The organism is Vibrio sp. 2033 (genome assembly GCF_033339735.1).
In genome coordinates, this window is record NZ_JAWOVC010000006.1 from 136,133 (window position 1) to 157,628 (window position 21,496).

The window sequence follows — 21,496 nt, forward strand, 5'->3', positions numbered from 1 at the left end:
AAATTTTAATGATCTTTTAGCTCCAAACTCTAAGATTGTGACTTTAGTTCACATGTTGCTTTGTTCATATAGTCATAATCTTTTAATGAAATTTAAAAAGAGTTAGTTTTCTTTATAAATCGCTTAATAAATAAAATAACAATGTTGAGCGTTTTAGTTGTTATAGATTTTTTAAATTGCCTTTATGGCGTAACAACAACTTCAAACAAATAAATTATAAGATACTGTTTTTTATGCTTAAAGCTTCCATTGGAGGCTAAGCGTGCTCTCTTGAGCGTTTTGTAACCAATTTTAATATTCAGAATAGGTAATTAAAATGATTAGCTATGCCAGTTCTCTCGGCTTGGTGGCATATTTAATTAAACGGTTTAAGTCATGGGAATGTAAGATATACATGAATCATGTCCGTTTGATAATTTGTAACACAATTATTGTTATCAGTTTTATTTTTTCAAAAGTGTCATATTCAGAAGAAGTCTTAACAATCCCTATGGACCTCTCTAAATGGACATATGAGGGAAATAAATTCAAATGCAACTTGTTGCAATCAAATAATGACTATGGGAAGTTTTATTTCCTAGCGGAACCTAATAATAAATTCTATTTTATTTCCGATATAGAATATGAAAACAATAAATGGAAAACGATTGCTTTAACAACTCAAAATGCTCCTTGGAGTAATGAGCTTTATAGAAAAGAATTTGGCTCCCTTGAATTTACTAAGCCGTCTCAGCGTTTCATCTTTAATAAAGGCGCTGAAGAATTCATGGATTCAATTGCTTCGGGTAGTTGGGTGACGCTGTCACTTAAAGGAAGTAATGCTTCCTCTGTTTCAGAGATTGTGATTCCTACTCTTCAAATTCAAAACGCATTGAAATCATTTAATGCGTGTCGCGCGCGATTGCCTAAATTGTCTTTTTCAGAGGCAAGGGATATGGCGCTCTCATTTGAGTTTGGTCAGAAGACGTTAAGTCGTGGACAGAAAGCAACACTAGAAGCGCTGTATAGCTATGTATCTGTGGATGATCGAGTGACCAAAATCCTCATCGACGGTCACACCGATAACGTTGGTTCAAGTTTAACGAACCTTTCTGTGTCACGTACTCGAGCAGAGCAAGTCACCAACGCTTTGATTGAGCTTGGGGTCGACGAGTCGATGATCGAAACACGAGCTCATGGTTCGCGTTACCCAATTGCCAGCAATAACTCGGTTAATGGCCAAGCAAAAAACCGACGTGTCACCCTGCGTTTAGTGAGGGACAACGAGTATACGGCTACGAAACACCACCCAGATCTACAATCACAAAATCAACAAACGAAAGTTAAGGTTCAATGATGACGAAAACGAAAATTTTGTTGGTTGAGCCAAATGAAGCTCTTGCTCAACCAGTATTGGATGTGTTGCAAAATGCAGGTTACACCGCGAAACACACTCGTACTGGTCGAGGCGCTTTGCTTGAAGAGCGAGCAGAAATCACTTTAGTGAGCTCTACGCTGCCGGATATGTGTGTTCGTGAGTTTGTCGCGTGTCACCAAAAGCAGCGAAATTCGGGTGTTGTTATTGCGATTGTCGACCAAGAACAAGGCATCTTGGCTGCTGAGACGATGAAAGCGGGCGCTACTGATTATCTATTACGCCCATTTGAATCTAATCAGTTGGTTAATCTGCTTAAACGTGTTGAAGCGTTAGGTAAGCCAATGGCCAACATTGTTGCGGAGTCTTGGAGAAGCAAACAAGTTCTGCAATTAGCGCATCGTGCAGCATGTACTAACGCGAGTGTGCTTATTACAGGTGAATCGGGAACGGGTAAAGAAGTGCTGGCGCGATATGTGCATGAGCACTCTCCGCGTATCAATGGTCCATTTGTGGCGGTTAACTGTGCCGCCATTCCAGAGTCAATGTTAGAGGCTGTGCTATTCGGTCATGTAAAAGGCGCGTTCACCGGAGCGACAAATTCTCAAAGCGGTAAGTTTGAAGAAGCAAATGGCGGGACGATTCTGCTTGACGAGATTGGTGAAATGTCACCTGCGGTTCAAGCTAAATTGTTACGCGTCCTTCAAGAGCGTGAAGTAGAACGTGTTGGTAGCCATAAAGCCGTTCAGCTCGATATTCGTGTTATTGCGGCAACCAACAAAGACTTACGTGAGGAAGTTCAAAAAGGCACGTTCCGTGAAGATCTTTATTATCGATTAGATGTGCTGCCTCTGCACTGGCCGCCTTTGCGTGAAAGAAAAGAGGACATTCTACCGATTAGCCAATTCTTTATTGAAAAGTATCAAGATAGCAGCCGCTGTCACCTATCCCAAGATGCGATTAGTGCGCTGAGTCAGTATCACTGGCCGGGCAATATTCGTGAGTTGGAAAATGTCATTCAACGCGCTTTGGTCATGCGTCATGGTGATTACATTACAGCCCATGACCTGATGCTGCCTATTGAGCTTGTCGCGTCAGTTCCTACAGCAGAGCCAACTTCAAGTTTTGGTCATGTAGAAGCGAAGAAGCAAGCTGAATATCAGTTTATTTTGGAAAAGTTACGTCAGTTTGGTGGAAACCGAACGAAAACCGCAAACGCGCTTGGAGTCTCTACTCGAGCGCTACGCTACAAGCTCGCAGCAATGCGAGAACATGGTATTGATTTACAGTCGGCACTAGGCTCGGCTGCCTAATAGGAGAAAAAATAGATGGCAAGTCAACCTACTCATGCGGTCTCGGCAGAGCAACTTATGTTGTCAAAAATGCAGGCGATGCAGGCACAAGTGCAGCCGCCAGAGTTTATCGTGAGTGCAAATCCTTTAGATCAACAATCACTAAACGCACCTTTATCGTTCTCACAAGCGATGACAAATGTGTTGGATACAGTGAATCAACATCAATCAGTGGCTAGTCAAAAAATGACGGCCGTAGAAACAGGAAAAAGTGATGACCTAGTTGGTGCAATGGTCGCGAGCCAAAAAGCCAGCTTGTCCTTTAATGCTTTGATGCAAGTGCGCAACAAAGTCGTGACCTCATTTGAAGATATTATGAAGATGCCGGTGTAATTCATGTCAGAACTAACCCCCCAAGTCGCCGGAAACACAGCTATGGCTACCGGCACAGCACAGACATTTTCTACTGCCAACGGCATGGACGATGTGACAACGAAGCTGAAGCAAATCTGGTCTAGCAGTCAGAGAAACTTAGTGCTATCTGCGGTGTTAGCTGCGATTGTTGCAGCGATTATTGTGGTTGCACTATGGAGTTCCTCGCAGAGCTTTCGTCCGCTATATAGCCAGCAAGAGCGTTTTGATATCGGCGAAATTGTGTCGGTATTAGAAAGCGAAGGCGTAAGCTACCGCATGCAAGAGCAAAATGGACAAGTTCTTGTACCAGAAGGTGAGGTTGCGAAGGTACGCATGTTGCTTGCATCAAAAGGTGTTAAAGCTAAGCTGCCGACAGGTTTGGATTCGCTCAAGGAAGATAGCTCTCTTGGTACGAGCCAATTTATGGAAACGGCGCGTTATCGTCATGGTTTAGAAGGTGAGTTAGTACGTACTATCATGTCTTTGAACTCAGTAGCGAACGCGCGTGTTCATTTAGCAATACCTCGTCAAACTCTATTCGTCCGCCAAAACAGTGAGAATCCTTCAGCATCTGTCATGCTTGAGCTCAAACCTGGTGAAGACTTAAAGCCTGAACAAGTTGAAGCGATCATTAACCTAGTGGTCGGCAGTGTCACGGCAATGAAGCCAGAATTTGTTTCTGTCATTGACCAGTATGGCCGTCTTCTTAGTGCGGATGTCGCTTCTGCGGAAGCTGGTAAAGTAAATGCGAAATATCTTGAATACCAGAAGAGTGTTGAAAAACAGATCATCCAACGCGCAGCAGATATGCTTACGCCGATTGTGGGGCCGAGTAACTTCCGAGTACAAGTCGCTGCCGATCTGGACTTTAGCCAAGTTGAAGAAACACAAGAAATTTTGGATAACGCACCGGTTGTGCGTAATGAGCACACCATTCATAACAACTCGGTTGATCAAATTGCGTTGGGTGTTCCTGGTTCTCTAAGTAACCAACCGCCAGTGACAGGATCTGGTGAAGTGGAAACGAACGATAGCCAAAACACGAATGCGCGATCTGAAGTGAATCGTCAATATGCTGTAGGGAGCAGTGTTCGTCGTACTCAATACCAACAAGGCCAAATAGAAAAGCTTAGTGTATCGGTTCTGTTGAACTCCAAAGCTTCGCCAGATGGTGTGGCGTGGAGTGAAGCCGATAAAGAGCAAATCTCAAACATGATCATGGATGCTGTTGGTATCTCTGCCACACGAGGTGACAGCTTAAGTTTAATGAGTTTCAACTTCACCCCAATCGAAATTGATGCTCCTCCTGCACTGCCGTGGTGGCAAGACCCTACAGTACAGCAGCCAATACGCTACGTTATTGGTGGCTTGTTAGGCTTGGCGATGATCTTCTTCGTACTGCGTCCATTAATCATGCACCTAACTGGCGTTGATAAACCTGTGCCTGAGCTAAATTTTGCTGAGCCTCAGGAAGAGCCTGACTACGAAAACTTGCAAACGCGTGAAGAACGCGAGCATGAAGAAGTACTTGATCGCCGCCTATCTGAAAAAGGCATCTCAGCCTCTTCAGGTTTAGATGTAAACAGCGACATGCTACCACCAGCAGGTTCGCCATTAGAAATTCAATTGAAACACCTACAGCTTATTGCTAATGAAGAGCCAGAGCGCGTAGCCGAAATACTGAAACAATGGGTAAACATCAATGAACACAGTTCTATCAAAGCAGACGCTTAGTTATGTTGAACAAACCGCGCTCGTGCTATTAGGCATGGGCGAGGATGCCGCAGCGAAGGTTTTGCAACACTTTAGCCGTGATGAAACCCAGCGTGTGACTCGTGCAATGGCGAAGTTAAATGGCATTAAGAGCGATTCTGCTCGTGGTGTTATTCAAACTTTCTTTGAAGATTTCCGTGAGCACAGCGGTATTCGAGGAGCCTCGAAGGAATACCTATCTAATACATTGCGTAAAGCATTGGGTAACGATTTGGCAAAAGGGTTATTAAATACCTTATATGGCGATGAAATTCGCAACAATATGCAGCGCTTACAGTGGGTGGAAGCAGAAACTCTCGCTCGTTTCATTGTGAACGAGCACCCACAAATGCAAGCAATTTTTCTAGCGTATTTGCCAGCAGACAGCTCTTCAGCGGTATTGAAGCACTTGCCACAAGATTACCATGACGAAATCTTGTTCCGTATTGCTCAATTGCAAGATATCGATCATCAAGTTGCCGTTGATTTGCATGAACTCGTTGAGCGTTGCATCGAAAAAGTATCCGCAAGTCAAAGCACGCCGTTATCAGGTGTTAAACAAGCAGCAGATATCATTAACCGCTTTGAAGGTGACCGTGGTTCATTGATGGAAATGCTGAAGTTGCATGATGAAGATGTTGTTAATGCAATTGAAGAAAACATGTTCGACTTTATGGTTCTTGGCCGACAACGCGAAGAAACTATGGACATGTTGGTGCAGCAAATCCCGCTAGAGTTGTGGGCAGTTGCGCTAAAAGGTTCCGATATTACCTTACAACAAGCTATTAAGCGTTCAATGCCGCAACGTATGGTGAAAGCGCTAGAAGATGACATGGACGCACGCGGCGCTGTTGCGTTAAGTCGAGTTCAAAAAGCACGTCAAGACATCATGCAAATGGTACGTGAGCTGGATGAATCTGGTGAAGTTCAGCTGCTTCTCTATGAAGAGCCAACGGTGGAGTAAGGTCATGCTAGAGATAAAATCAAGTACTATGCGATTGCCTCCGAGCGGGTATCGTTTACACCGTTTTCCTCCTTTAGCGCAACCTAAGACTATCGAAGACGAATTCGGGCTAGATAACCAAGGCTGGCAAGAACCTCAAATTGATATCCAACAGCAACTTGAAGAAGGTTTTCAACAAGGTTTGCAACAAGGACATGAGGAAGGCTTACGCCAAGGTATCGAACAGGGCAAGCAACAAGGTCTGTTGGAAGGCCAAAAAGAAGGTTTCCAAAAAGGCTTTGTTTCCGGTGAGCAGTCTGGAAAGCAAGGCTTTTTGGAGGCGGCGAAGCCTGTCAATGAACTTTTTCACGCCCTTTCTCGTTGGCAGGATGAAAAAGAGCAGCAACAACGTCATATGATTTGTGAACTGGTACAAAAGGTAGCTCAGCAAGTGATTCGTGCCGAGCTCACTTTAATGCCTCAGCAGATCCTAGCTTTGGTGGACGAGACATTGTCTGCCATGCCTGGTAAAGCGGAAACAGTAACTGTGCATTTAAATCCGCAAGATTTAGAGCGCATTACTCACATCAATGCTGATTTGCCGCAATCTTGGAAACTGGTCCCTAATACGGAGCTTCCTATTGGTGGCTGTCAGTTAGTGACTGATGACGCAGAAGCGGATGCGAGCTGCGACTCTCGCTTGGAAGCCTGTATGGACAATGTAAAGCAACACCTTTTGGATGAAGTCAGTATTCCACAGGTAGAGTCTGAGCATGAGTAATACCCTAAGCCATGAACTATTAAGTGAGCGTTTGAGCGAAGCCTTGGCTTCGCTCGATTCAATCCCTGTTGCTCGCGTAACAGGGCGATTGATAAAAGTAAACGGCCTAATGTTACAAGCCGTAGGGTGTCGGTTTAAGCTTGAGCAGCGTTGTCTCGTAGAAACCGCGGAAGGCGATATGATCGAAGCGCAAGTTGTGGGTTTTGAACACACTATTGCTTACCTCATGCCTATCCGCCGTTTAGGCGGTCTGTTTGCAGGTGCAAAAGTCATCCCTCTTGATGGTGACAGTACCGTGCAGCTAAGCTCTCAGTGGTTAGGACGCGTACTGAATGGTTTAGGTGAGCCGTTAGATGATGGGGCACCGCTTAAGGGGGGAGATCGAGTTTCACTTGAACCAAAACCGATTAACCCACTGAAGCGACGCCCAGTTGATACACCACTCAACGTAGGCGTGCGTGCTATTAATGGACTATTGACGGTAGGCAAAGGCCAACGTATTGGTTTGATGGCTGGCAGTGGCGTCGGTAAAAGTGTGTTAATGGGGATGATCACCAAAAACACGGAGGCCGATGTAATTGTGGTCGGGCTTATCGGTGAGCGAGGCAGAGAAGTACGTGAGTTCATCGAGAGAAACTTAACCCCAGAAGCGCGCAAGAAAGCGATCATTATCGCGGCTCCTGCTGATGAATCCCCGCTAATGAGGTTAAGAGCGACACTACTTTGTCATCGCGTTTCAGAGTATTTCCGAGACCAAGGCAAAGACGTTCTACTTCTGATGGACTCTCTAACCCGATACGCCATGGCACAGCGCGAAATCGCTCTTTCGCTCGGTGAGCCTCCAGCTTCTCGTGGTTATCCGCCTTCTGTCTTCAGCGTGTTACCTCAACTCCTAGAGCGAGCGGGTAACAGTGAAAATCAACATGGTAGCTTAACGGCAATTTACACCGTATTGGCAGAAGGGGACGACCAACAAGATCCTGTCGTGGATTCCGCGCGCGCCATCTTAGATGGGCATGTTGTTTTATCGCGTCAACTAGCTGAGCAAGGGCATTATCCCGCGATAGATATCAACGCGTCTATTAGCCGTTGTATGAATACTTGTACGCAGGACGCACACAGCACGATTGCGAATAACTTCCGTCAAATGTACTCCAACTACCTTCAGGTTAAAGAGTTACTGCCATTAGGGGGTTATCAACCAGGACAAGATCCTGAGTTAGATCAATCAGTTGCTATGTACCCAAACTTGCGTGCATATCTACAACAAGCTGCCAACGAGTCTGTAGATTACCCAACCAGTTTGACCGAGCTTGCGCAGCTTTTTCAAAATGCTTAATCAAATGGGAGTGACAAGGCTGAAATGAAATCCAAGTTAAAAGCCGTAGGCAAGTTACAGCAAATGGAAGAAAAACAGCGTGATCGTGTGGGTCAACAACTTGATGCCATGCGTCAGCGTCACTCCCATCTTTCAATGCAATTGGAACAGTTATCGGCGTTGAAAGGCCACGCTGGACAATCAACCCGAACCGGCCCGACGCTGACGAGCGCGGCTTTGATGAACTTTAATCGTGTTGACCAAATGCTACAAAGAATGCTTCGTCACCACGAGCAAGAGCAAGCCGTTATGCAAGCGGAATGTGCATCTGTACAGAAAACACTAGAACACAAGCACGCACGCGTTCAAGGGTTAGAAAAAGTGCTTGAGCGTTGGCGTACTAAGCAGAACTATGAAAAAGCGAAAAAAGAGCAAAAGATGATTGAAGACATCATTAACTCTCGCGTTAAGCGCAAGATATTATGATGTCTTGTTGACGCAACTAGGAGCGTGAATCATTTCTGCGGTGTCTTAGCCAACCAAACCAGCCTCCAAGCATGATCAACCCTGATCCGAGACCACCGCCGCTGCCGTTATCGTCAAAGCCCGACGTGTTAGTATCTTCTGGTTCAAAGCCGGAATCGCCTTCACTATGATAATCTTCTGTACTTGCTAGGAGGGCGTTATAACGAGTTTTCACTCCCGAACTGGTTTGGGCTTCAATCCACGTTGTATAATTTAGAACCTCAGTAAACACACTCGGAATCGCAGCAGATTCACAAACAGAAGAACCATAGCTAACAATACCGATTTGCTGATACATGCCATTATTGTCTTGATAAGTGAGAGGACCGCCTGAGTCACCGCGGCAGATACCAGTGTAGCTTCGCTCAGGAAATCCATTCGCGCACAAACTTTCCTGAGCATTAAACCCTGTTACCAGCGAAGCGCATTGGGTGTCGGTAAGGGGTTTTACTTCTGCCCAGCGTAAATAGTTTGGCCCGTTTTCATCACTAGTCGAGGTCTGACCTAAACCGAATATCTGATAAACCGTCTTGCTGCTGTAGTCTCCAAAGTCTTGCGGTAAAGTGATGGATTGAACGTTATCGGTAATAGGGCGAGTCAATTCAAGGACAGCGATGTCATTAATCCATAAATCGCTAGGCACATAATCAGGATGAATCGTGATAGAGCGAACATCTTTGAATTCTTCAACAAACACGTCATTCATCGTAGGGTTTTTGACTAGCACTCGTAGATCGTTGATTGTCCACCCGTCAGTGAAAACGCTTGGTTCTACGCAGTGAGCCGCAGTTAAAATGAAACGGTCGTTTACAATGGTTCCCCCACAAATATTGGCAAACTGATTAGCGCCAGTTTTATGTAGAATAAGACGTGCAAAAAAAGGAAGTTGGTTTTGGGTCGCCTGCTGCCCTCCAATAATTGCCGTGGAGATCCCTTGTTCTGAAAGGCGGTTATCATTTTCTGCTTCTGCGGTCGCACTCAAAGATACTGCAAAACAGAGTGCGCTTAGCCATATTTGATACTGCTTCATAAACCATCCTTGGATGAAAAGTGCTCCTCTAACTTTATACTAGTTTTTCAGTGAATGTGCTTAACAAAAGTTTCTAATAGTTGAATGATTGTTGTAGCCAAGATCGCAACAGATGAAACGATTCAAGCTTTAGCTTGTGTGGCGGGCATACAAAGTAAAGCTGTTGATGAGGATTAATGACGGGTTCACCCAGCTCGATTAGCTGACCATATTTGATGTCATCCTTCACAAACAAGCGATGAGTGACCAATAACCCCAAACGACGAGTTGTGGCCTGGACGGCTTGTATCGACATGTTAAAAGTGATTGGTTTTTTATTTTTAGGTCGCTGGATACCCGTCGCGTCCAGCCACACGTTCCAGTCATTTTTTCTTCGTTCGTTAGTAACTTCAATGATGGGATACTGCTTTAAGAGTTGAGTGATGTTTGAGTCCTTTGTCTTCGCTATCAATTCAGGACTGCACACCAAAACCAGTTCATCTTCACTGAGCTTTTCGCAGTAGTAATCCTGCCATTCTTCGGGATTTCCATGCACCAAAGCCGCGTCGATGCCTTCTTGTTCTAAATTGAATCTGCCAGACAGGTTTGATAAACGAACGTCTAATTGAGGAGCAAACCCTTGTAAATCTGACATTCGAGGAATCCACCAGTGAAGAGCCAATGAATTCACCATATTGAGCGTAACACGTTGCAAATTCTGATCTTGGATGAGTGCTTCCGTTGCATCGACAATTTGCTCTAAAGCGGGTGCCACCTTTCTGTAATACTTCTTACCGTCCGCATTGAGTTGAACTTGTCTGCCTATGCGATCAAACAGAGGCTTGTTGACTTGACTCTCCAGCGATTTAATTGCCTGACTTACGGCTGAGTGGCTTACACTTAATATCTGTGCTGCTTCTGTCATGCTGCCAGACTCAGCTACTGCAACAAATGCGTAGATGGACTTTAAGGGGACTAGTTTCCGCATAATTTAAAAACCGTAGCTGGTGATAGATAAGTTAAACTGTAAGTTTTTCTTACATCAATGGTTAATATTACTCGCTATTTACGATAAGTGATGTCTTTTAAAATGCTCCATATATTAAGGAGTATTGAATGAATGCTGTAAATAAATCTATCCTTTTCATGTTGATGTCTACGTTAAGCTTATCTGTTACTGGACTGTTAGCAAAGCAGTTGTCAGGCGAACTTTCCGTCACACTATTTAGCTTCTTACGTTTTTTGGTGCCTGCGCTTATCTTGCTTATCTTACTTCGTGTGAAAAACCTTACCTTTCCTAAAGCGGGCACGCTAAAGCCTATTTTATTGCGTGCTCTTTGTATCGGTTTGTCACAACTTTGCTTTATCGCGTCATTACAAACGTTAACGCTCGTTGAGGGGGTCGTTTTGTTTGCTACTGGCCCATTATTTATTCCCTTGGTTGAAAAGCTGTTCATGAGGGGGCGCATTCGTGTTTCAACATTGGCGGCTTTAGCAATGGCGTTCACTGGTGTGGTTATGTTGGCGGGCGGTGGAAGTGAGATTACATGGCGAGCGGATTTATTGCTCGGCTTGGCTGGTGGACTCTTCAATTCTGGTTCTCAGCTTACGTTATATAAAGTGAGTAAAACAAATATGTCGCCGCTAGAAATCAACTTTTGGGCGTTTGGTTTTGCTGCCGTATTTCTGTTGCCGCTAACTTTGTTTAACGACTTCGACGTGTTACTTAATATGAGTGTTATTGCGCCTGAGATTTCTTCAAATACGCTGTGGATCGGTATGATGTCTCTGATGATCATTAACACCCAAGTTTTTCGCTCCAAAGCATATAAACTGGCAAGCAGTGGCTCTCAACTTGCGCCACTCATTTTTACTAACTTATTGTTCACTGCGGTTTGGCAGAGCCTGTTTTTTGAAGACCGAATGAGTCAAAGTCAAATTGTTGGGATGAGTTTAATAGTGCTCGCAATCATACTGAACACATGTTGGGTTCGTTTTACGGCGCATCGCAGTGGCGGTTTACAAGCGAGAACTTCTTAGTCTGTCGGAAAATGAAGGGGGCAGGTAGATAAATTGGTCGTGTGGTTTGATTTTTCCTGAGTATGGGCTAGCGTCAAGAAAGGTTCAGGGAGAGAAATCATGCTTACGCTAAATTATTACGTCGAAATTTCGGCGACACCGCAACGAGTGTGGGAAGTGCTAACCGATGTTGAGTTGTATAAACGTTGGGCACAAGCCTTTTCACCGCAGTCTCAATTTGAAGGAGCTTGGGAAGAAGGAGGTGGCATCACTTTTTTTGATCCAGATATGGGCGGGACAAGGGCGATCATAGATACGGTGCTACCGCTTCAAAAACTTGAATTTCATCATGTTGCCATTTTTAATCCGGATAATCGTCAACAACTCGATGCTGACCTAGCATCTAGGTGGATCGGATCGCGAGAGATCTACCAGATCGATACCAACAACGATCGTTTACTACTCAATGTTACCATTCATACTCACAACGACTTTGTTTCCATGTTTAATCACGGATGGGAAAAAGCTTTACCCTTGATAAAAGCCATTAGTGAAGAGCAAGCTTAGGGTTCTTGCTTATCTTGGGCTGACGATGCGTTGCCTGAAGGTATACAATAGCACGCAAGATAGCGCACCTAAGAGAGTGGATGATGGAATTTAAAGTTGATACCCATACACATACGTACGCAAGTGGTCACGCGTACAGTACCTTGATTGAAAATGCAAAGTTGGCAAAAGAGAACGGGCTGGATATGTTCTGCACGACCGATCACGCAGAATCAATGCCGGGTGCGCCTCATTACTGGTTCTTCTCGAACCAGAAAATTCTGCCTCGCTTTCTTGAAGGCGTTGCGATTATTCGTGGCGTTGAATCTAACATTATGAATACCGAAGGCGACATTGATATTCCACTGAGTGTGGACCGCAACTTAGATTGGGTGATCGCGAGTTTTCATGAACCCGTTTTTCGTCCTGCAAACAAGCAAACTCACACGGAAGCACTTGTTAATGTCATTCAGAGTGGTCGTATTGATGCGCTCGGTCATCTTGGTAATCCAAATTTCGACTTTGATTTTCAGACCGTTTTAGCGTGCGCGAAAGAGCACAATGTCGCGATTGAAATTAATAACACCACGCTGAAAGGCAACAGCCGAGTAGGCAGCGTAGACCGTTGCCACGAGATTGCACAAATCGGGAAAGATCTTGGTGTTTTCTTCACCACGGGCAGTGACGCGCATTTCTGTCACGATGTTGGTAATCTGGATTTGGTTGGAGAGTTAATGGACAAAGTGGGTATTGATAGCAAGAAAGTGATTACTCACACCGCTCAGCAGTTTTTGTCTTTCTTAGCTTTGAGAGGCCGTAAACCAATTGCAGAATATGACAGCATTCTCAACGCATAAACTTGATTACATTTAAGGTATGCACCCGACGCCAGATTGCTTTACACTGCGACCCGGAAATACTCAACTAAGCTAGTTTTTCGCCTCTTATGGCGTAGGTTATTTGGGTGAATAAAGCCGACACAGAATTCGGCACTATAAATGGAGAAGTGAAAAATGTTACGTCCTTTAGTCCTAGGGTGTGCGATTGCGTTTGGCTCAACATACGCAATGGCAGAAGCGGTTGATTTAAAACAAAACATGAAACAGATGAAGATGGAATTCAAACAGGCGGCAGAAGCATCTGATGTCGAAACCATGAAATCTGCGATTGATAGCTTGCAAGCGATTGTTGAACAATCTAAGCGTGGTAATTACCCACCAGAGAAGTTTGATACTTACTTAGAAGGCTTTAACAAGCTGACGGTAACGCTAGATAAGATTGAAGCGGATCTTGATGCGGGCAAGCTACAAGAAGCAAAAGACCAACTGCGTGAAATCGATAGCCTTCGTGAAGAGTACCACGACAAGCGCAATCCAAGCATTTGGAGCAAGTTGTTCGGCTAATTATCTACTGAGCGGAGCATTTGCTCGTGGCAGTGGATTACGCGTTATCTCTAAGTAATGAATGAACACATTATCAGCCTGCCATTTCGGCGGGCTTTTTTGCGCCTGTCAATCGATGCATTCAAGAAAACCTGTGAGGTAGCAACCACTTATTGATACTGTTTTTTGAGCTATCACTCAAAATTGGTTACGCTGTGTGAAATTTGTTAAGTCACCGTTATGCGTAGATTAATTCCCTTTTACCGCTCGATGTTATTTGCTAGTGCTCTCAGTTGGGTGCTAGTGACGCTGATGCCTGTTATCAATGCTCATGGTAACAGCATGGGCGTGTGGGCGACGCTATGTACGCTTAACGGATTTGAGTTGGTCCAAATAGAAGAGGGCGACAATTCGGTCAGCCACAAAGGCAAGCCTTGTCCGTTTAGCCACTTCTCGACTTTTCATCACGATACACTTCCAACGACACCGATACTTTCAAGACAGAGCTTGGTGACTTCTGACAGCTACGCTTATTTGGCTCTAAGTGTGCGATTTGAAACACCAGTTCCTAGAGCGCCGCCAGTTTCCCTTTTCTCATAACGAAAACAATTACAAGTAAATAAAGCCAACAACACTGCCACTTCGAGCAGTGGTACTCCCGAATCTAAGTCAAATAGCGCCGCATACGAATACGTATGTGCAGGACGCGTTTGGCTGAATTTGGGTGTTCAACAATGAAAAAAGGAAAATACACATGTTGAGAAACTCGGCAAAGCCTCAACTCAAGGAAGCCTCACGCGCAAAATCCATCTACTTTATGACGTGGCGATGGCACTTCTACGCAGGTTTGTTCGTCATTCCATTTATGCTGATGCTTTCCGTCACTGGGTTGGTGATGTTGTTTGATGACGAAATCGAACTGGCTCGATACGAAGCGACATTACAAATTTCACCACAAGAGCAAATGGTTCCTGTCTCTGCACAATTGGAAACCGTAAAGCAGGCGTATCCCGATTTTAATGTCACTCAATTTGTACCTGCTAAAGCGGTCGATATTGCCAACCGATTCTCGATTCAAAACCAAGAAGGCAGCTCACTGATTGTTGCAGTAAATCCCTACACAGGAGACGTGCAAGGCACCATTGACCGTGGTGATAGCATCTATGAACTGATGAGCAGCATTCACGGTACGCTGCTCATTGGCGACCTAGGCGACCGTTTAATTGAAATCGCCGCAAGTCTGGGGATTTTGCTGTTGGTGTCTGGTTTGTACCTTTGGGTACCGAGAGACAACGCCAGCCGCGCTGGCTTTTTGAAAATTCGCTTTAACAATGGCCCTCGGATTTTGATGCGTGACCTGCATGCGAATTTAGGTGGTGTGCTGTCGATTGTTCTGTTGTTCTTTTTGATTTCAGGTTTGTCGTGGGCAGGGATCTGGGGCGCGAAAATGGTGCAAGCTTGGAATACCTTCCCAACCTATTACACATGGGGTGAGAAACCGGAATCCACACTGACACATAAAGATCTTAACCACGGTGCTTCAGAAGAGATGCCATGGAACTTAGAGCTTGCTGCTGTGCCAGAATCGAAAGATAAGCCCGTTCATGATCATGCCAATATGAAGGAAGATATGGCATACGCAGGCAACCATGATGCGCTCTCCATTGATGATATCATCCTCAAGGCTGAAATGATGGGCTTCACTGGTTATAAGCTGTTTTTGCCACGCTCTGAGACGGGCGTTTACACCGTTGCAGCTAACTCCATGGGTGGTGATATCTCCGACCCAAGACAAGATCGCACCAGCCACTTTGACCAATATTCCGGTCGCTTGTTGGTGGACGTCACGTGGCAAGATTACAGCGTATTTGCCAAGTTCATGGCGGCAGGTGTTTCATTGCACCAAGGTGATGTCAGTGTGCTTAACAAAGTGCTCAACGTGGTGTTCTGTTTGGCGTTCATCTTAATCTCAATCACAGGTGTGGTGATGTGGTGGATTCGTAGACCAAGTCGCAGTGCTGCATTAGGGGCACCACCTAAGTTTCAGCAAGATGGCATTTGGAAGCTTGGTTTGGCAACGTTAGTCGTACTGTGCTTGGCGTTCCCGATGGGCGGTTTGGCAATTGTTACGGTTCTCGCACTGGATTGGCTGTTGTTCAACCGCGTCGAGAAGCTGAAAACGGCGTTGAATTAGTAACAGACAAAGAGTGGAATAGTAAAAGAGCCAGCGAAGTGCTGGCTCTTTTTATTTCTGATAAATTTCCAGCGGTAAGCCATCTGGATCTTGGAAGAAGGTAAAGGCTTTGCCTGTGAATTCGTCAATACGAATTGGCTCAACTTCAACATCATTCGATTCTAGGTAGGCTTTCACTTGTTCAACATCATCAACCAAAAAAGCGAGATGCCGTAGCCCTTGCGCTTCAGGAAAGCTCGGTCTCTCTGGTGCGCCCGGAAAGCTAAACAGTTCAACTTGACTGCCGTCAGGTAAAGCGAGGTCAAGCTTGTAGGAGTCTCTGGCTTCACGATAGTTCTCGGCAATGACTTTCAGTCCTAACACTTCAGTGTAAAAGCGTTTTGACTTTGGGTAATCGCTGCAAATGATCGCGACGTGATGAATGGCATTAAACATGGTTAGCCTCTTCAAGCATGGTTAGTATCCTCGGAGACTAAATGCTCCTTAACGAAGTCGATAAACACACGCAGACGAGCGGGCATGTATTTGGTTTGCGCATACTGCATCGCGATAGCGCCATGATAGTTACTCTTGATCATCCAATCCGGCAGAACCTCCACCACTTCTCCTTGCTCTAACGCGTCTTTGATCACGAAATCATGGAAGATCCCAATTCCCAAGCCAGACTTAACCCCGTTCAAGCGCATTTGAGAATGGTTGACGGCGTAGCGTCCACTTACTGCAATCGAGTGGAACGCTTCCTCTTTAAAGAACGACCAGATGTTGTCTTTGTCGTTCTCGGCAAGGTAAATACAGTCGTGCTGCTCAAGCTCGGTTGGGTGCTCAGGCATACCGTGTTTGGCTAGGTAATCTGGAGAGGCACACAAAACAAGGTTGGTCTTGCTGATCTCTTTGAGGACCAGGTTCTCATCGGGTTTGTCGGTGAGCTTAAATGCGACATCAATTCCTTGGCGGAACAGATCGATCTCACCATCTGCTGCACGCAGCTTAAGCTGTATATTTGGATAACGTTCTAGGAATGGCAACACAAACGGTTGAAGCACCGAATTAAGAAATGCTTCAGGGGCTGCTACTGTGAGTGCGCCTGTTGGCTCGGCATGATCTTCCGCAGATAGCTCAACGGCTTGCTGTGCGGCATTCACCATTGCGATGCTTTGGTCGTAAACCTTTTGCCCTGCTTGAGTGATGATCAACTTACGAGTCGTGCGCTCAAACAGTTTGACCGAGAGGGCTTGCTCTAATCGTGTGATCAACTTACTTAAAGCCGATGGCGTCACGCCGAGTTGTTTGGCTGCAGCGGTAAAACTGCCTTCGTTTACCACTAAGATAAACGAAGCAAGATCAGGAAGTAGGGCAATGAGTTTTGGATTAACCATAATTGTTCAGTTCTGCGCAGCGGAATAACGACATTGTCTGGTACGGTTTCACGAGGTTCAAGTGTCACCGTCTCGCTTTAACGATATTTTGCCAAAAATGCATTGAGTGCAGGCAAGCCAGATTCACCAGTATGGTATTGCTGCCAACAGTGATAAATGGCCGTTTCGTGGTCTGCAATTAACTCGATAGCTTCTCGCTCAGCGATTGAATACTGCTGTGAAGCTTTCACTTCTTCATGCCACTCTCGATACTTAACCTCATAAGGTTCTACCCACTTCAAAAGAGTCGCTACCAACTCTTGCCATGGTAAACCAATCCACTTGGTTGCGTCTGCCAAGCCTTTATCTAGCATCTCTTGGTGTCGACTTTCGATATCCATGCCATTTGTCAGCAGTACCGATTTGAGCTTTTCTGCGGTGAGTTCTTCTACTTCAATCAAGGTTTGCCACAGTGTTTGTTGTTCACTTTGGGCGTAATGGCTCAAGTAGTGGTTGAAAAAAGCGATGCCGTAGATTTCGCCATAGTAGGCAGACAGAACGTTATGAATCATGGTGAGAATCGTGATTTAAACAGGGAATATCGCATTGTAGGAGGGGAAAGCGCGACGTGTAAATAGCTGATTAAGAGTAAAAAAGTGCTGCTGACAGAATTCGAACAGAACTTGTGAGAATTTTATGAGAATTCGATGAAGTTGCTGATAGATTTGCTCGTCATTCTTAGAGGCAAGAACGCAAAACGTTCGAAACGTAATGCTTAACCTACTCAAGTCACGAACAAAGAAGTAAAGCCGTACACATGGGCTTGGGTAGTTCAACCCTCATTAAAGGATGGAATCACAATGAAAAAACGTACCCAACTCGGACTCGTCATGACTTCAGTAGCTATGGCACTAGGCTCTGCATCAGTGAATGCGGCGGAATTGGAAATCACCGTGACAAACGCAACCAAAGGCATCTACTTTACGCCACTTATTGTTGCTGCACATGGCTCTGATCTTCAAATGTTCAGAACGGGTCAAGCAGCAACGCCAGAACTAGAAGCAATGGCAGAAGGTGGTGATATCTCTGGGCTTGCTAGTGTGATTGGTAACGCTGGTGGTGCGGTGGTTGAGAACCCTGCTGGTGGCATTTTGAATCCAGGTGTTGCAACCACCTTCACCTTGGATAGTGGCGACCACGGTTATCTTTCTCTGAGCGCGATGTTGCTGCCAACCAATGACGGTTTCGTCGGTCTAGATAGCTGGAAGATTCCAACGGAAGCGGGTACATACCGAGCAACGCTAAGAAGTTACGATGCCGGTACAGAAGCGAACGATGAACTTGCGTCTAGCATGCCAAACCCACCTTTCATTACCTTTGGTACTGGCGGCACAGGCGTTGAAGCAACGGTAACTAACGACAAAGTCCACGTGCATCCGGGTAACCTTGGTGATAGCGATCCAACCGGTGGCATCAGTGACCTAGACAGCAGTAGCCATCGTTGGTTAAACCCAGTTGCAACCATCACAATTGTTGTGAAGTAAGGGGGATGTATGAAATACAGAATCTTACTCGTAGCAGCTTCAGTCGGCTTACTCGCCGGTTGTCCAAGCGATGATGATAACGATGTAGTGAAATCTTACCGCTACACCGTCAACGTGGCGAACTTGACTGCGAATCAACCTATGTCTCCGCTTGCTGTACTCACTCACAATGGTGACTACCAATTGTTTGAAATTGGTCAAGCCGCATCCGTTGAACTTGAGCACCTTGCTGAAGGCGGGAGTAACGCTGAGCTGATTGAGTTGATGAACAGCAATGACAGTGTTTACCAAGGTATTTCGGGCAATGGATTGGTGTTGCCGGGTGCATCGGACGAAGTCACCATCACGGTTGACCCTAGTCGTTACGGTTACTTGTCTGTGGCGTCTATGTTTGTGAATACCAATGATGCCTTTGTTGGCGAAACGGGGCTATCGCTCAAATCGCTCGCAGTGGGTGAAAGCTATGAAATGAGCATGAACGTTTGGGATTCCGGTACAGAGCTAAACGATGAGCTTGCCGCAACCATTCCGGGCCCAGCAGGTGGCGGTGAGGGTTTCAATGCCGCACGTAATGACAGCAATGACGTTGTTGCATTCCATGCGGGTGTTGTTAGCCAAGATGACGGATTAGCAAACTCAGCACTTTCTGCGAACCATCGTTTCTTGAACCCAGGTGCGAAAGTCACCATCACTCGAGTCGAGTAACACAGGCTCCGATGACGTCTCCTTTCCAAAGCGCTTGTAGCCGAGCGCTTTATCCCTCATGGCGTCATCGGAACCTTTTTTGAAAGAATTTCTAATTTGTTCCGGTCATGTGCAAAGTGAGGATACTCGAAGGCAAGGAAAGGACCATGGAACAACAGGCAATCAATTTAGTCGCGAACATCTTGTTGGTGGAAGATGACGATGATTTGGCAGAACTGGTTCAGATGCATCTCAAGTTTCAAGGACACCAAGTATCGCGAGCCACAAATGTCGCCGATGCTAAAACGCAATACCAGCAACAACCCTTTGATTTATTGATCCTTGACCGAGGTTTACCAGATGGTGATGGTCTAGACATTTGCCATTATTTGCGTCAGCAACAAGATTGGAGCCCAGTGCTCATGCTGACAGCCAGAGACGGTGAAATGGACAAGGTAGACGGCTTAGAAGCGGGCGTTGATGACTACATCACCAAGCCATTTAGCGTATTAGAATTCCAAGCACGAGTGCGAAACGTGCTACGCCGAGTCAGCCAAACCGCAGAAGTCAAAGTAGCAAATGAAGTCCTCGATGATGCGATGGATTTTGGTCCGCTGAGAATCATTCCGGAGTTGCACCAAGTATCCCTAAACGACAAAGACGTCACTCTTACCGCGACAGAGTTTACTTTGCTGCAGTTTCTCGCGACTCGTCCGGGCAGAGTCTACAGTAAAGATGAATTGCTCGATCACGTTTGGAACACCAGTCATTCTGGTTATCACCACACTGTGTGTAGCACCATTAACCGTTTACGCAGCAAGTTGTCGTTGTCTGATTCTGATCATCACTTCATTCAAACTGTTTGGGGTGTTGGATATAAGTTTCAGCCAAGACACTAATGCAAGAAAGTAAGTCGGCAGTTGTTTTCACCGTCATTTTTCAATCATCACGGGTGTTGAAAAAACATCGCTGTTTAAGGAGGCGATAGGATGAGCTTCAAATCTCGCTTGGTAGTATTTACTAGCTTGTGGTTCTGCCTCGCGGCGGTGGTGATTGCACTGACTTACAATTGGCAAAAAGAAACCATTGAGTTACGCACTAAGCAAAGCCTGCATAAAGAGCTAGCTAGCCACATGCGTGATGATAATCCACTGATGATCGGTACGGATTACAACCCTAAAGCGCTTAAGTCGATCTTTCATACGCTCATGCTGATCGGCCCTGATTTTGAAATCTACTTCCTCGATAGCCAAGGTAACATCACCACTCATGCAGCGCCGGAAGGGGCGGAGATCATGGGGAAGGTGGATCTCAATCCCATTAAGCAATTCTTAAATGACCAACCTTTTCCTATTTTGGGTGAAGACCCACGTAATCGTGGTGAGCACAAAGTCTTTTCTGTCGCGGCGATAGAGGAATTAGGCTCTACGGTCGGTTATCTCTACGTGGTGATTGGCAGTACCCGACATGACGCCATTGCCAATGCTCAAGTTGATACCCCTTACATCGCGCTAGCAGGATTGGTCTTAGTGTCCATTTTAGGCTTTGCTCTTGGGGCTTATGTGCTTGTGAAACGTAGCCTATTGAACCCAATTGAGCGCGTGACCAAACAACTTCAACAGCAAGCTGAACATGATTTCCGTCTGCAACCTGATTTTACTCACCAAGTACCGGAGCTCGTGCCGATTGCGCACTCTTATCAGATGATGGCGAAGCACATTCAGCAACAGTTTTTACAGTTGGAGTATCAATCGTCTCATCGTCGTCAAAGCTTGTTGCAGCTTAGCCATGATTTAAAAACGCCGTTATCGAGCGTGCTTGGCTATTTGGAAACGTGGCGTTTGCAACATCCGGAATCCGACCCTTTGATTGACGTTGCTTTCCGAAATTGTGAGAAGCTCTCAACTCAATTACATTCTTTGTTAGACGCTGCGCGCAAAGAAGCTCCAATGCCAAATTACGAGTACCGCCCCGTAGATCTTGGCGTGTTGATGGCAGAATGTGCCGAAACGATGCAGAGCCAGTTTTCTCGTAAAGAAGTGGTGTTGAAAGTGGATATCGATAGCGAAATCAAAACTGTGGGTGACAAGGGGCTATTGGAGAGGTTGGTATTGAACCTGCTTGAAAATGCATTGCGCCACAGCCCAATCGGCTCGGAAGTGCATTGCCAAGCGCATTTGAGTGAGGATAAGTCGCGTATCCACTTTACCTTCGTCAATCACATCGAGGAAGAAGCGGAGGGCGGTTCTTTGGGGATCGGGACGAAGATTGTCCAATCGATCTTAATGCTTCACCACAGCTATCTTGAGACCAATGCAACCTCCTCTCAGTATCAACAGAAGTTCACACTTCTCGCAATCTAAAGAGAAGTGTGAGACATAAGT

Annotated in this window: 23 protein-coding genes; 18 read left to right on the forward strand and 5 right to left on the reverse strand. The window is 45.6% G+C overall.

The window, feature by feature from the left end; all coding sequences use genetic code 11:
- Nucleotides 1-316: 316 nt before the first annotated feature.
- Genes R7P74_RS10765 through fliJ form a run of 8 tightly spaced genes read left to right on the forward strand, consistent with a single transcriptional unit; the run spans nucleotide 317 to nucleotide 8,340 of the window.
- Nucleotides 317-1,336, forward strand: a complete 1,020-nt coding sequence (locus R7P74_RS10765; RefSeq protein WP_213893260.1) for a MotY family protein — start codon at nucleotides 317-319, stop codon at nucleotides 1,334-1,336.
- Nucleotides 1,336-2,667 carry a sigma-54 interaction domain-containing protein gene (locus R7P74_RS10770; RefSeq protein WP_031778880.1) on the forward strand — a complete coding sequence of 444 codons (1,332 nt, stop codon included), beginning with the start codon at nucleotides 1,336-1,338 and terminating at the stop codon, nucleotides 2,665-2,667. The genes R7P74_RS10765 and R7P74_RS10770 overlap by 1 nt, the downstream gene beginning before the upstream one ends.
- A 15-nt stretch (nucleotides 2,668-2,682) precedes the next feature.
- Nucleotides 2,683-3,039: a flagellar hook-basal body complex protein FliE gene (gene fliE, locus R7P74_RS10775; RefSeq protein ID WP_005375045.1), complete on the forward strand. Its 357-nt coding sequence runs from the start codon at nucleotides 2,683-2,685 to the stop codon at nucleotides 3,037-3,039.
- Nucleotides 3,040-3,042: 3 nt separating this feature from the next.
- Nucleotides 3,043-4,794 carry a flagellar basal-body MS-ring/collar protein FliF gene (fliF, locus tag R7P74_RS10780; protein ID WP_005384024.1) on the forward strand — a complete coding sequence of 584 codons (1,752 nt, stop codon included), beginning with the start codon at nucleotides 3,043-3,045 and terminating at the stop codon, nucleotides 4,792-4,794.
- Nucleotides 4,763-5,776: a flagellar motor switch protein FliG gene (locus R7P74_RS10785; protein WP_005375048.1), complete on the forward strand. Its 1,014-nt coding sequence runs from the start codon at nucleotides 4,763-4,765 to the stop codon at nucleotides 5,774-5,776. Before fliF ends, R7P74_RS10785 begins: the two co-directional genes overlap by 32 nt.
- Before the next feature lie 4 nt (nucleotides 5,777-5,780).
- Nucleotides 5,781-6,536 (forward strand): flagellar assembly protein FliH, encoded by a 756-nt coding sequence (fliH, locus tag R7P74_RS10790; protein WP_064354936.1) that lies wholly within the window; start codon nucleotides 5,781-5,783, stop codon nucleotides 6,534-6,536.
- On the forward strand, nucleotides 6,529-7,875 hold the full coding sequence (gene fliI / locus R7P74_RS10795) for a flagellar protein export ATPase FliI (protein WP_137283022.1): 1,347 nt from the start codon (nucleotides 6,529-6,531) through the stop codon (nucleotides 7,873-7,875). Before fliH ends, fliI begins: the two co-directional genes overlap by 8 nt.
- 24 nt (nucleotides 7,876-7,899) lie before the next feature.
- Nucleotides 7,900-8,340, forward strand: a complete 441-nt coding sequence (gene fliJ, locus R7P74_RS10800; protein ID WP_005384016.1) for a flagellar export protein FliJ — start codon at nucleotides 7,900-7,902, stop codon at nucleotides 8,338-8,340.
- A 16-nt stretch (nucleotides 8,341-8,356) separates the two neighbouring features.
- On the opposite strand, the gene R7P74_RS10805 is transcribed toward fliJ, so the two are convergent.
- Together R7P74_RS10805 and R7P74_RS10810 are read right to left on the reverse strand one after the other, a co-directional pair.
- Nucleotides 8,357-9,409 carry a S1 family peptidase gene (locus tag R7P74_RS10805; protein ID WP_225473720.1) on the reverse strand — a complete coding sequence of 351 codons (1,053 nt, stop codon included), beginning with the start codon at nucleotides 9,407-9,409 and terminating at the stop codon, nucleotides 8,357-8,359.
- 73 nt (nucleotides 9,410-9,482) lie between these two features.
- The gene (locus R7P74_RS10810; RefSeq protein ID WP_033906699.1) at nucleotides 9,483-10,376 is read right to left on the reverse strand and encodes a LysR substrate-binding domain-containing protein; all 894 of its coding nucleotides are present in this window, start codon (nucleotides 10,374-10,376) and stop codon (nucleotides 9,483-9,485) included.
- Between the two features lie 128 nt (nucleotides 10,377-10,504).
- On the opposite strand from R7P74_RS10810, the gene R7P74_RS10815 reads away from it, so the two are divergent.
- From R7P74_RS10815 to R7P74_RS10840, 6 genes are all read left to right on the forward strand, one after another.
- Entirely contained in the window at nucleotides 10,505-11,428 is a 924-nt protein-coding gene (locus tag R7P74_RS10815) for a DMT family transporter (RefSeq protein WP_225473717.1), read from the forward strand.
- A 99-nt stretch (nucleotides 11,429-11,527) separates the two neighbouring features.
- Entirely contained in the window at nucleotides 11,528-11,974 is a 447-nt protein-coding gene (locus R7P74_RS10820; RefSeq protein WP_005375065.1) for an SRPBCC family protein, read from the forward strand.
- Nucleotides 11,975-12,057: 83 nt separating this feature from the next.
- A complete protein-coding gene (locus R7P74_RS10825) occupies nucleotides 12,058-12,810 on the forward strand; it encodes a phosphatase (RefSeq protein WP_005375066.1) in 753 nt (250 codons plus the stop codon).
- A gap of 156 nt (nucleotides 12,811-12,966) precedes the next feature.
- Nucleotides 12,967-13,356: a cytochrome b562 gene (locus R7P74_RS10830; protein ID WP_005375067.1), complete on the forward strand. Its 390-nt coding sequence runs from the start codon at nucleotides 12,967-12,969 to the stop codon at nucleotides 13,354-13,356.
- Nucleotides 13,357-13,575: 219 nt separating this feature from the next.
- Entirely contained in the window at nucleotides 13,576-13,935 is a 360-nt protein-coding gene (locus tag R7P74_RS10835; protein WP_080276971.1) for a hypothetical protein, read from the forward strand.
- Nucleotides 13,936-14,089: 154 nt separating this feature from the next.
- A complete protein-coding gene (locus R7P74_RS10840; RefSeq protein ID WP_318122837.1) occupies nucleotides 14,090-15,529 on the forward strand; it encodes a PepSY-associated TM helix domain-containing protein in 1,440 nt (479 codons plus the stop codon).
- A gap of 51 nt (nucleotides 15,530-15,580) precedes the next feature.
- Here the strand turns inward: R7P74_RS10840 and gloA2 are convergent, their stop codons facing one another.
- The 3 genes from gloA2 to R7P74_RS10855 all read right to left on the reverse strand — a co-directional run bounded on the left by gloA2 (nucleotide 15,581) and on the right by R7P74_RS10855 (nucleotide 17,456).
- Nucleotides 15,581-15,964, reverse strand: coding sequence for an SMU1112c/YaeR family gloxylase I-like metalloprotein (gene gloA2, locus R7P74_RS10845; protein ID WP_053303870.1), 384 nt, complete (start codon nucleotides 15,962-15,964; stop codon nucleotides 15,581-15,583).
- Between the two features lie 11 nt (nucleotides 15,965-15,975).
- Nucleotides 15,976-16,905 carry a LysR family transcriptional regulator gene (locus tag R7P74_RS10850; RefSeq protein WP_033906703.1) on the reverse strand — a complete coding sequence of 310 codons (930 nt, stop codon included), beginning with the start codon at nucleotides 16,903-16,905 and terminating at the stop codon, nucleotides 15,976-15,978.
- A gap of 77 nt (nucleotides 16,906-16,982) precedes the next feature.
- A complete protein-coding gene (locus tag R7P74_RS10855) occupies nucleotides 16,983-17,456 on the reverse strand; it encodes a hypothetical protein (RefSeq protein WP_258655881.1) in 474 nt (157 codons plus the stop codon).
- 288 nt (nucleotides 17,457-17,744) lie between these two features.
- Between R7P74_RS10855 and R7P74_RS10860 the strand changes: the two genes are divergently transcribed.
- The 4 genes from R7P74_RS10860 to R7P74_RS10875 all read left to right on the forward strand — a co-directional run bounded on the left by R7P74_RS10860 (nucleotide 17,745) and on the right by R7P74_RS10875 (nucleotide 21,475).
- A complete protein-coding gene (locus R7P74_RS10860; protein WP_005384002.1) occupies nucleotides 17,745-18,428 on the forward strand; it encodes a spondin domain-containing protein in 684 nt (227 codons plus the stop codon).
- Nucleotides 18,429-18,437: 9 nt separating this feature from the next.
- Nucleotides 18,438-19,133: a spondin domain-containing protein gene (locus R7P74_RS10865; protein ID WP_005383999.1), complete on the forward strand. Its 696-nt coding sequence runs from the start codon at nucleotides 18,438-18,440 to the stop codon at nucleotides 19,131-19,133.
- A 146-nt stretch (nucleotides 19,134-19,279) separates the two neighbouring features.
- Complete coding sequence (locus R7P74_RS10870) at nucleotides 19,280-20,011, forward strand: response regulator transcription factor (protein ID WP_017635499.1); 732 nt, start codon at nucleotides 19,280-19,282, stop codon at nucleotides 20,009-20,011.
- 90 nt (nucleotides 20,012-20,101) lie between these two features.
- On the forward strand, nucleotides 20,102-21,475 hold the full coding sequence (locus R7P74_RS10875) for a sensor histidine kinase (protein ID WP_104976433.1): 1,374 nt from the start codon (nucleotides 20,102-20,104) through the stop codon (nucleotides 21,473-21,475).
- The last annotated feature ends 21 nt before the right edge of the window (nucleotides 21,476-21,496 follow it).

Excerpts from the sequence above, each read along its gene's own strand:
- R7P74_RS10860 (WP_005384002.1), top strand. The coding sequence starts at position 17,745 with ATGAAAAAACGTACCCAACTCGGACTCGTCATGACTTCAGTAGCTATG.
- R7P74_RS10835 (WP_080276971.1), top strand. The coding sequence starts at position 13,576 with ATGCGTAGATTAATTCCCTTTTACCGCTCGATGTTATTTGCTAGTGCT.
- R7P74_RS10810 (WP_033906699.1), bottom strand. The coding sequence starts at position 10,376 with ATGCGGAAACTAGTCCCCTTAAAGTCCATCTACGCATTTGTTGCAGTA.
- fliH (WP_064354936.1), top strand. The coding sequence starts at position 5,781 with ATGCTAGAGATAAAATCAAGTACTATGCGATTGCCTCCGAGCGGGTAT.
- R7P74_RS10770 (WP_031778880.1), top strand. The coding sequence starts at position 1,336 with ATGACGAAAACGAAAATTTTGTTGGTTGAGCCAAATGAAGCTCTTGCT.
- fliE (WP_005375045.1), top strand. The coding sequence starts at position 2,683 with ATGGCAAGTCAACCTACTCATGCGGTCTCGGCAGAGCAACTTATGTTG.
- R7P74_RS10840 (WP_318122837.1), top strand. The coding sequence starts at position 14,090 with ATGTTGAGAAACTCGGCAAAGCCTCAACTCAAGGAAGCCTCACGCGCA.
- R7P74_RS10820 (WP_005375065.1), top strand. The coding sequence starts at position 11,528 with ATGCTTACGCTAAATTATTACGTCGAAATTTCGGCGACACCGCAACGA.
- R7P74_RS10805 (WP_225473720.1), bottom strand. The coding sequence starts at position 9,409 with ATGAAGCAGTATCAAATATGGCTAAGCGCACTCTGTTTTGCAGTATCT.
- R7P74_RS10765 (WP_213893260.1), top strand. The coding sequence starts at position 317 with ATGATTAGCTATGCCAGTTCTCTCGGCTTGGTGGCATATTTAATTAAA.
- R7P74_RS10825 (WP_005375066.1), top strand. The coding sequence starts at position 12,058 with ATGGAATTTAAAGTTGATACCCATACACATACGTACGCAAGTGGTCAC.
- R7P74_RS10870 (WP_017635499.1), top strand. The coding sequence starts at position 19,280 with ATGGAACAACAGGCAATCAATTTAGTCGCGAACATCTTGTTGGTGGAA.
- R7P74_RS10785 (WP_005375048.1), top strand. The coding sequence starts at position 4,763 with ATGAACACAGTTCTATCAAAGCAGACGCTTAGTTATGTTGAACAAACC.
- R7P74_RS10830 (WP_005375067.1), top strand. The coding sequence starts at position 12,967 with ATGTTACGTCCTTTAGTCCTAGGGTGTGCGATTGCGTTTGGCTCAACA.
- fliI (WP_137283022.1), top strand. The coding sequence starts at position 6,529 with ATGAGTAATACCCTAAGCCATGAACTATTAAGTGAGCGTTTGAGCGAA.
- fliJ (WP_005384016.1), top strand. The coding sequence starts at position 7,900 with ATGAAATCCAAGTTAAAAGCCGTAGGCAAGTTACAGCAAATGGAAGAA.
- R7P74_RS10865 (WP_005383999.1), top strand. The coding sequence starts at position 18,438 with ATGAAATACAGAATCTTACTCGTAGCAGCTTCAGTCGGCTTACTCGCC.
- R7P74_RS10855 (WP_258655881.1), bottom strand. The coding sequence starts at position 17,456 with ATGATTCATAACGTTCTGTCTGCCTACTATGGCGAAATCTACGGCATC.
- R7P74_RS10815 (WP_225473717.1), top strand. The coding sequence starts at position 10,505 with ATGAATGCTGTAAATAAATCTATCCTTTTCATGTTGATGTCTACGTTA.
- R7P74_RS10875 (WP_104976433.1), top strand. The coding sequence starts at position 20,102 with ATGAGCTTCAAATCTCGCTTGGTAGTATTTACTAGCTTGTGGTTCTGC.
- R7P74_RS10850 (WP_033906703.1), bottom strand. The coding sequence starts at position 16,905 with ATGGTTAATCCAAAACTCATTGCCCTACTTCCTGATCTTGCTTCGTTT.
- fliF (WP_005384024.1), top strand. The coding sequence starts at position 3,043 with ATGTCAGAACTAACCCCCCAAGTCGCCGGAAACACAGCTATGGCTACC.
- gloA2 (WP_053303870.1), bottom strand. The coding sequence starts at position 15,964 with ATGTTTAATGCCATTCATCACGTCGCGATCATTTGCAGCGATTACCCA.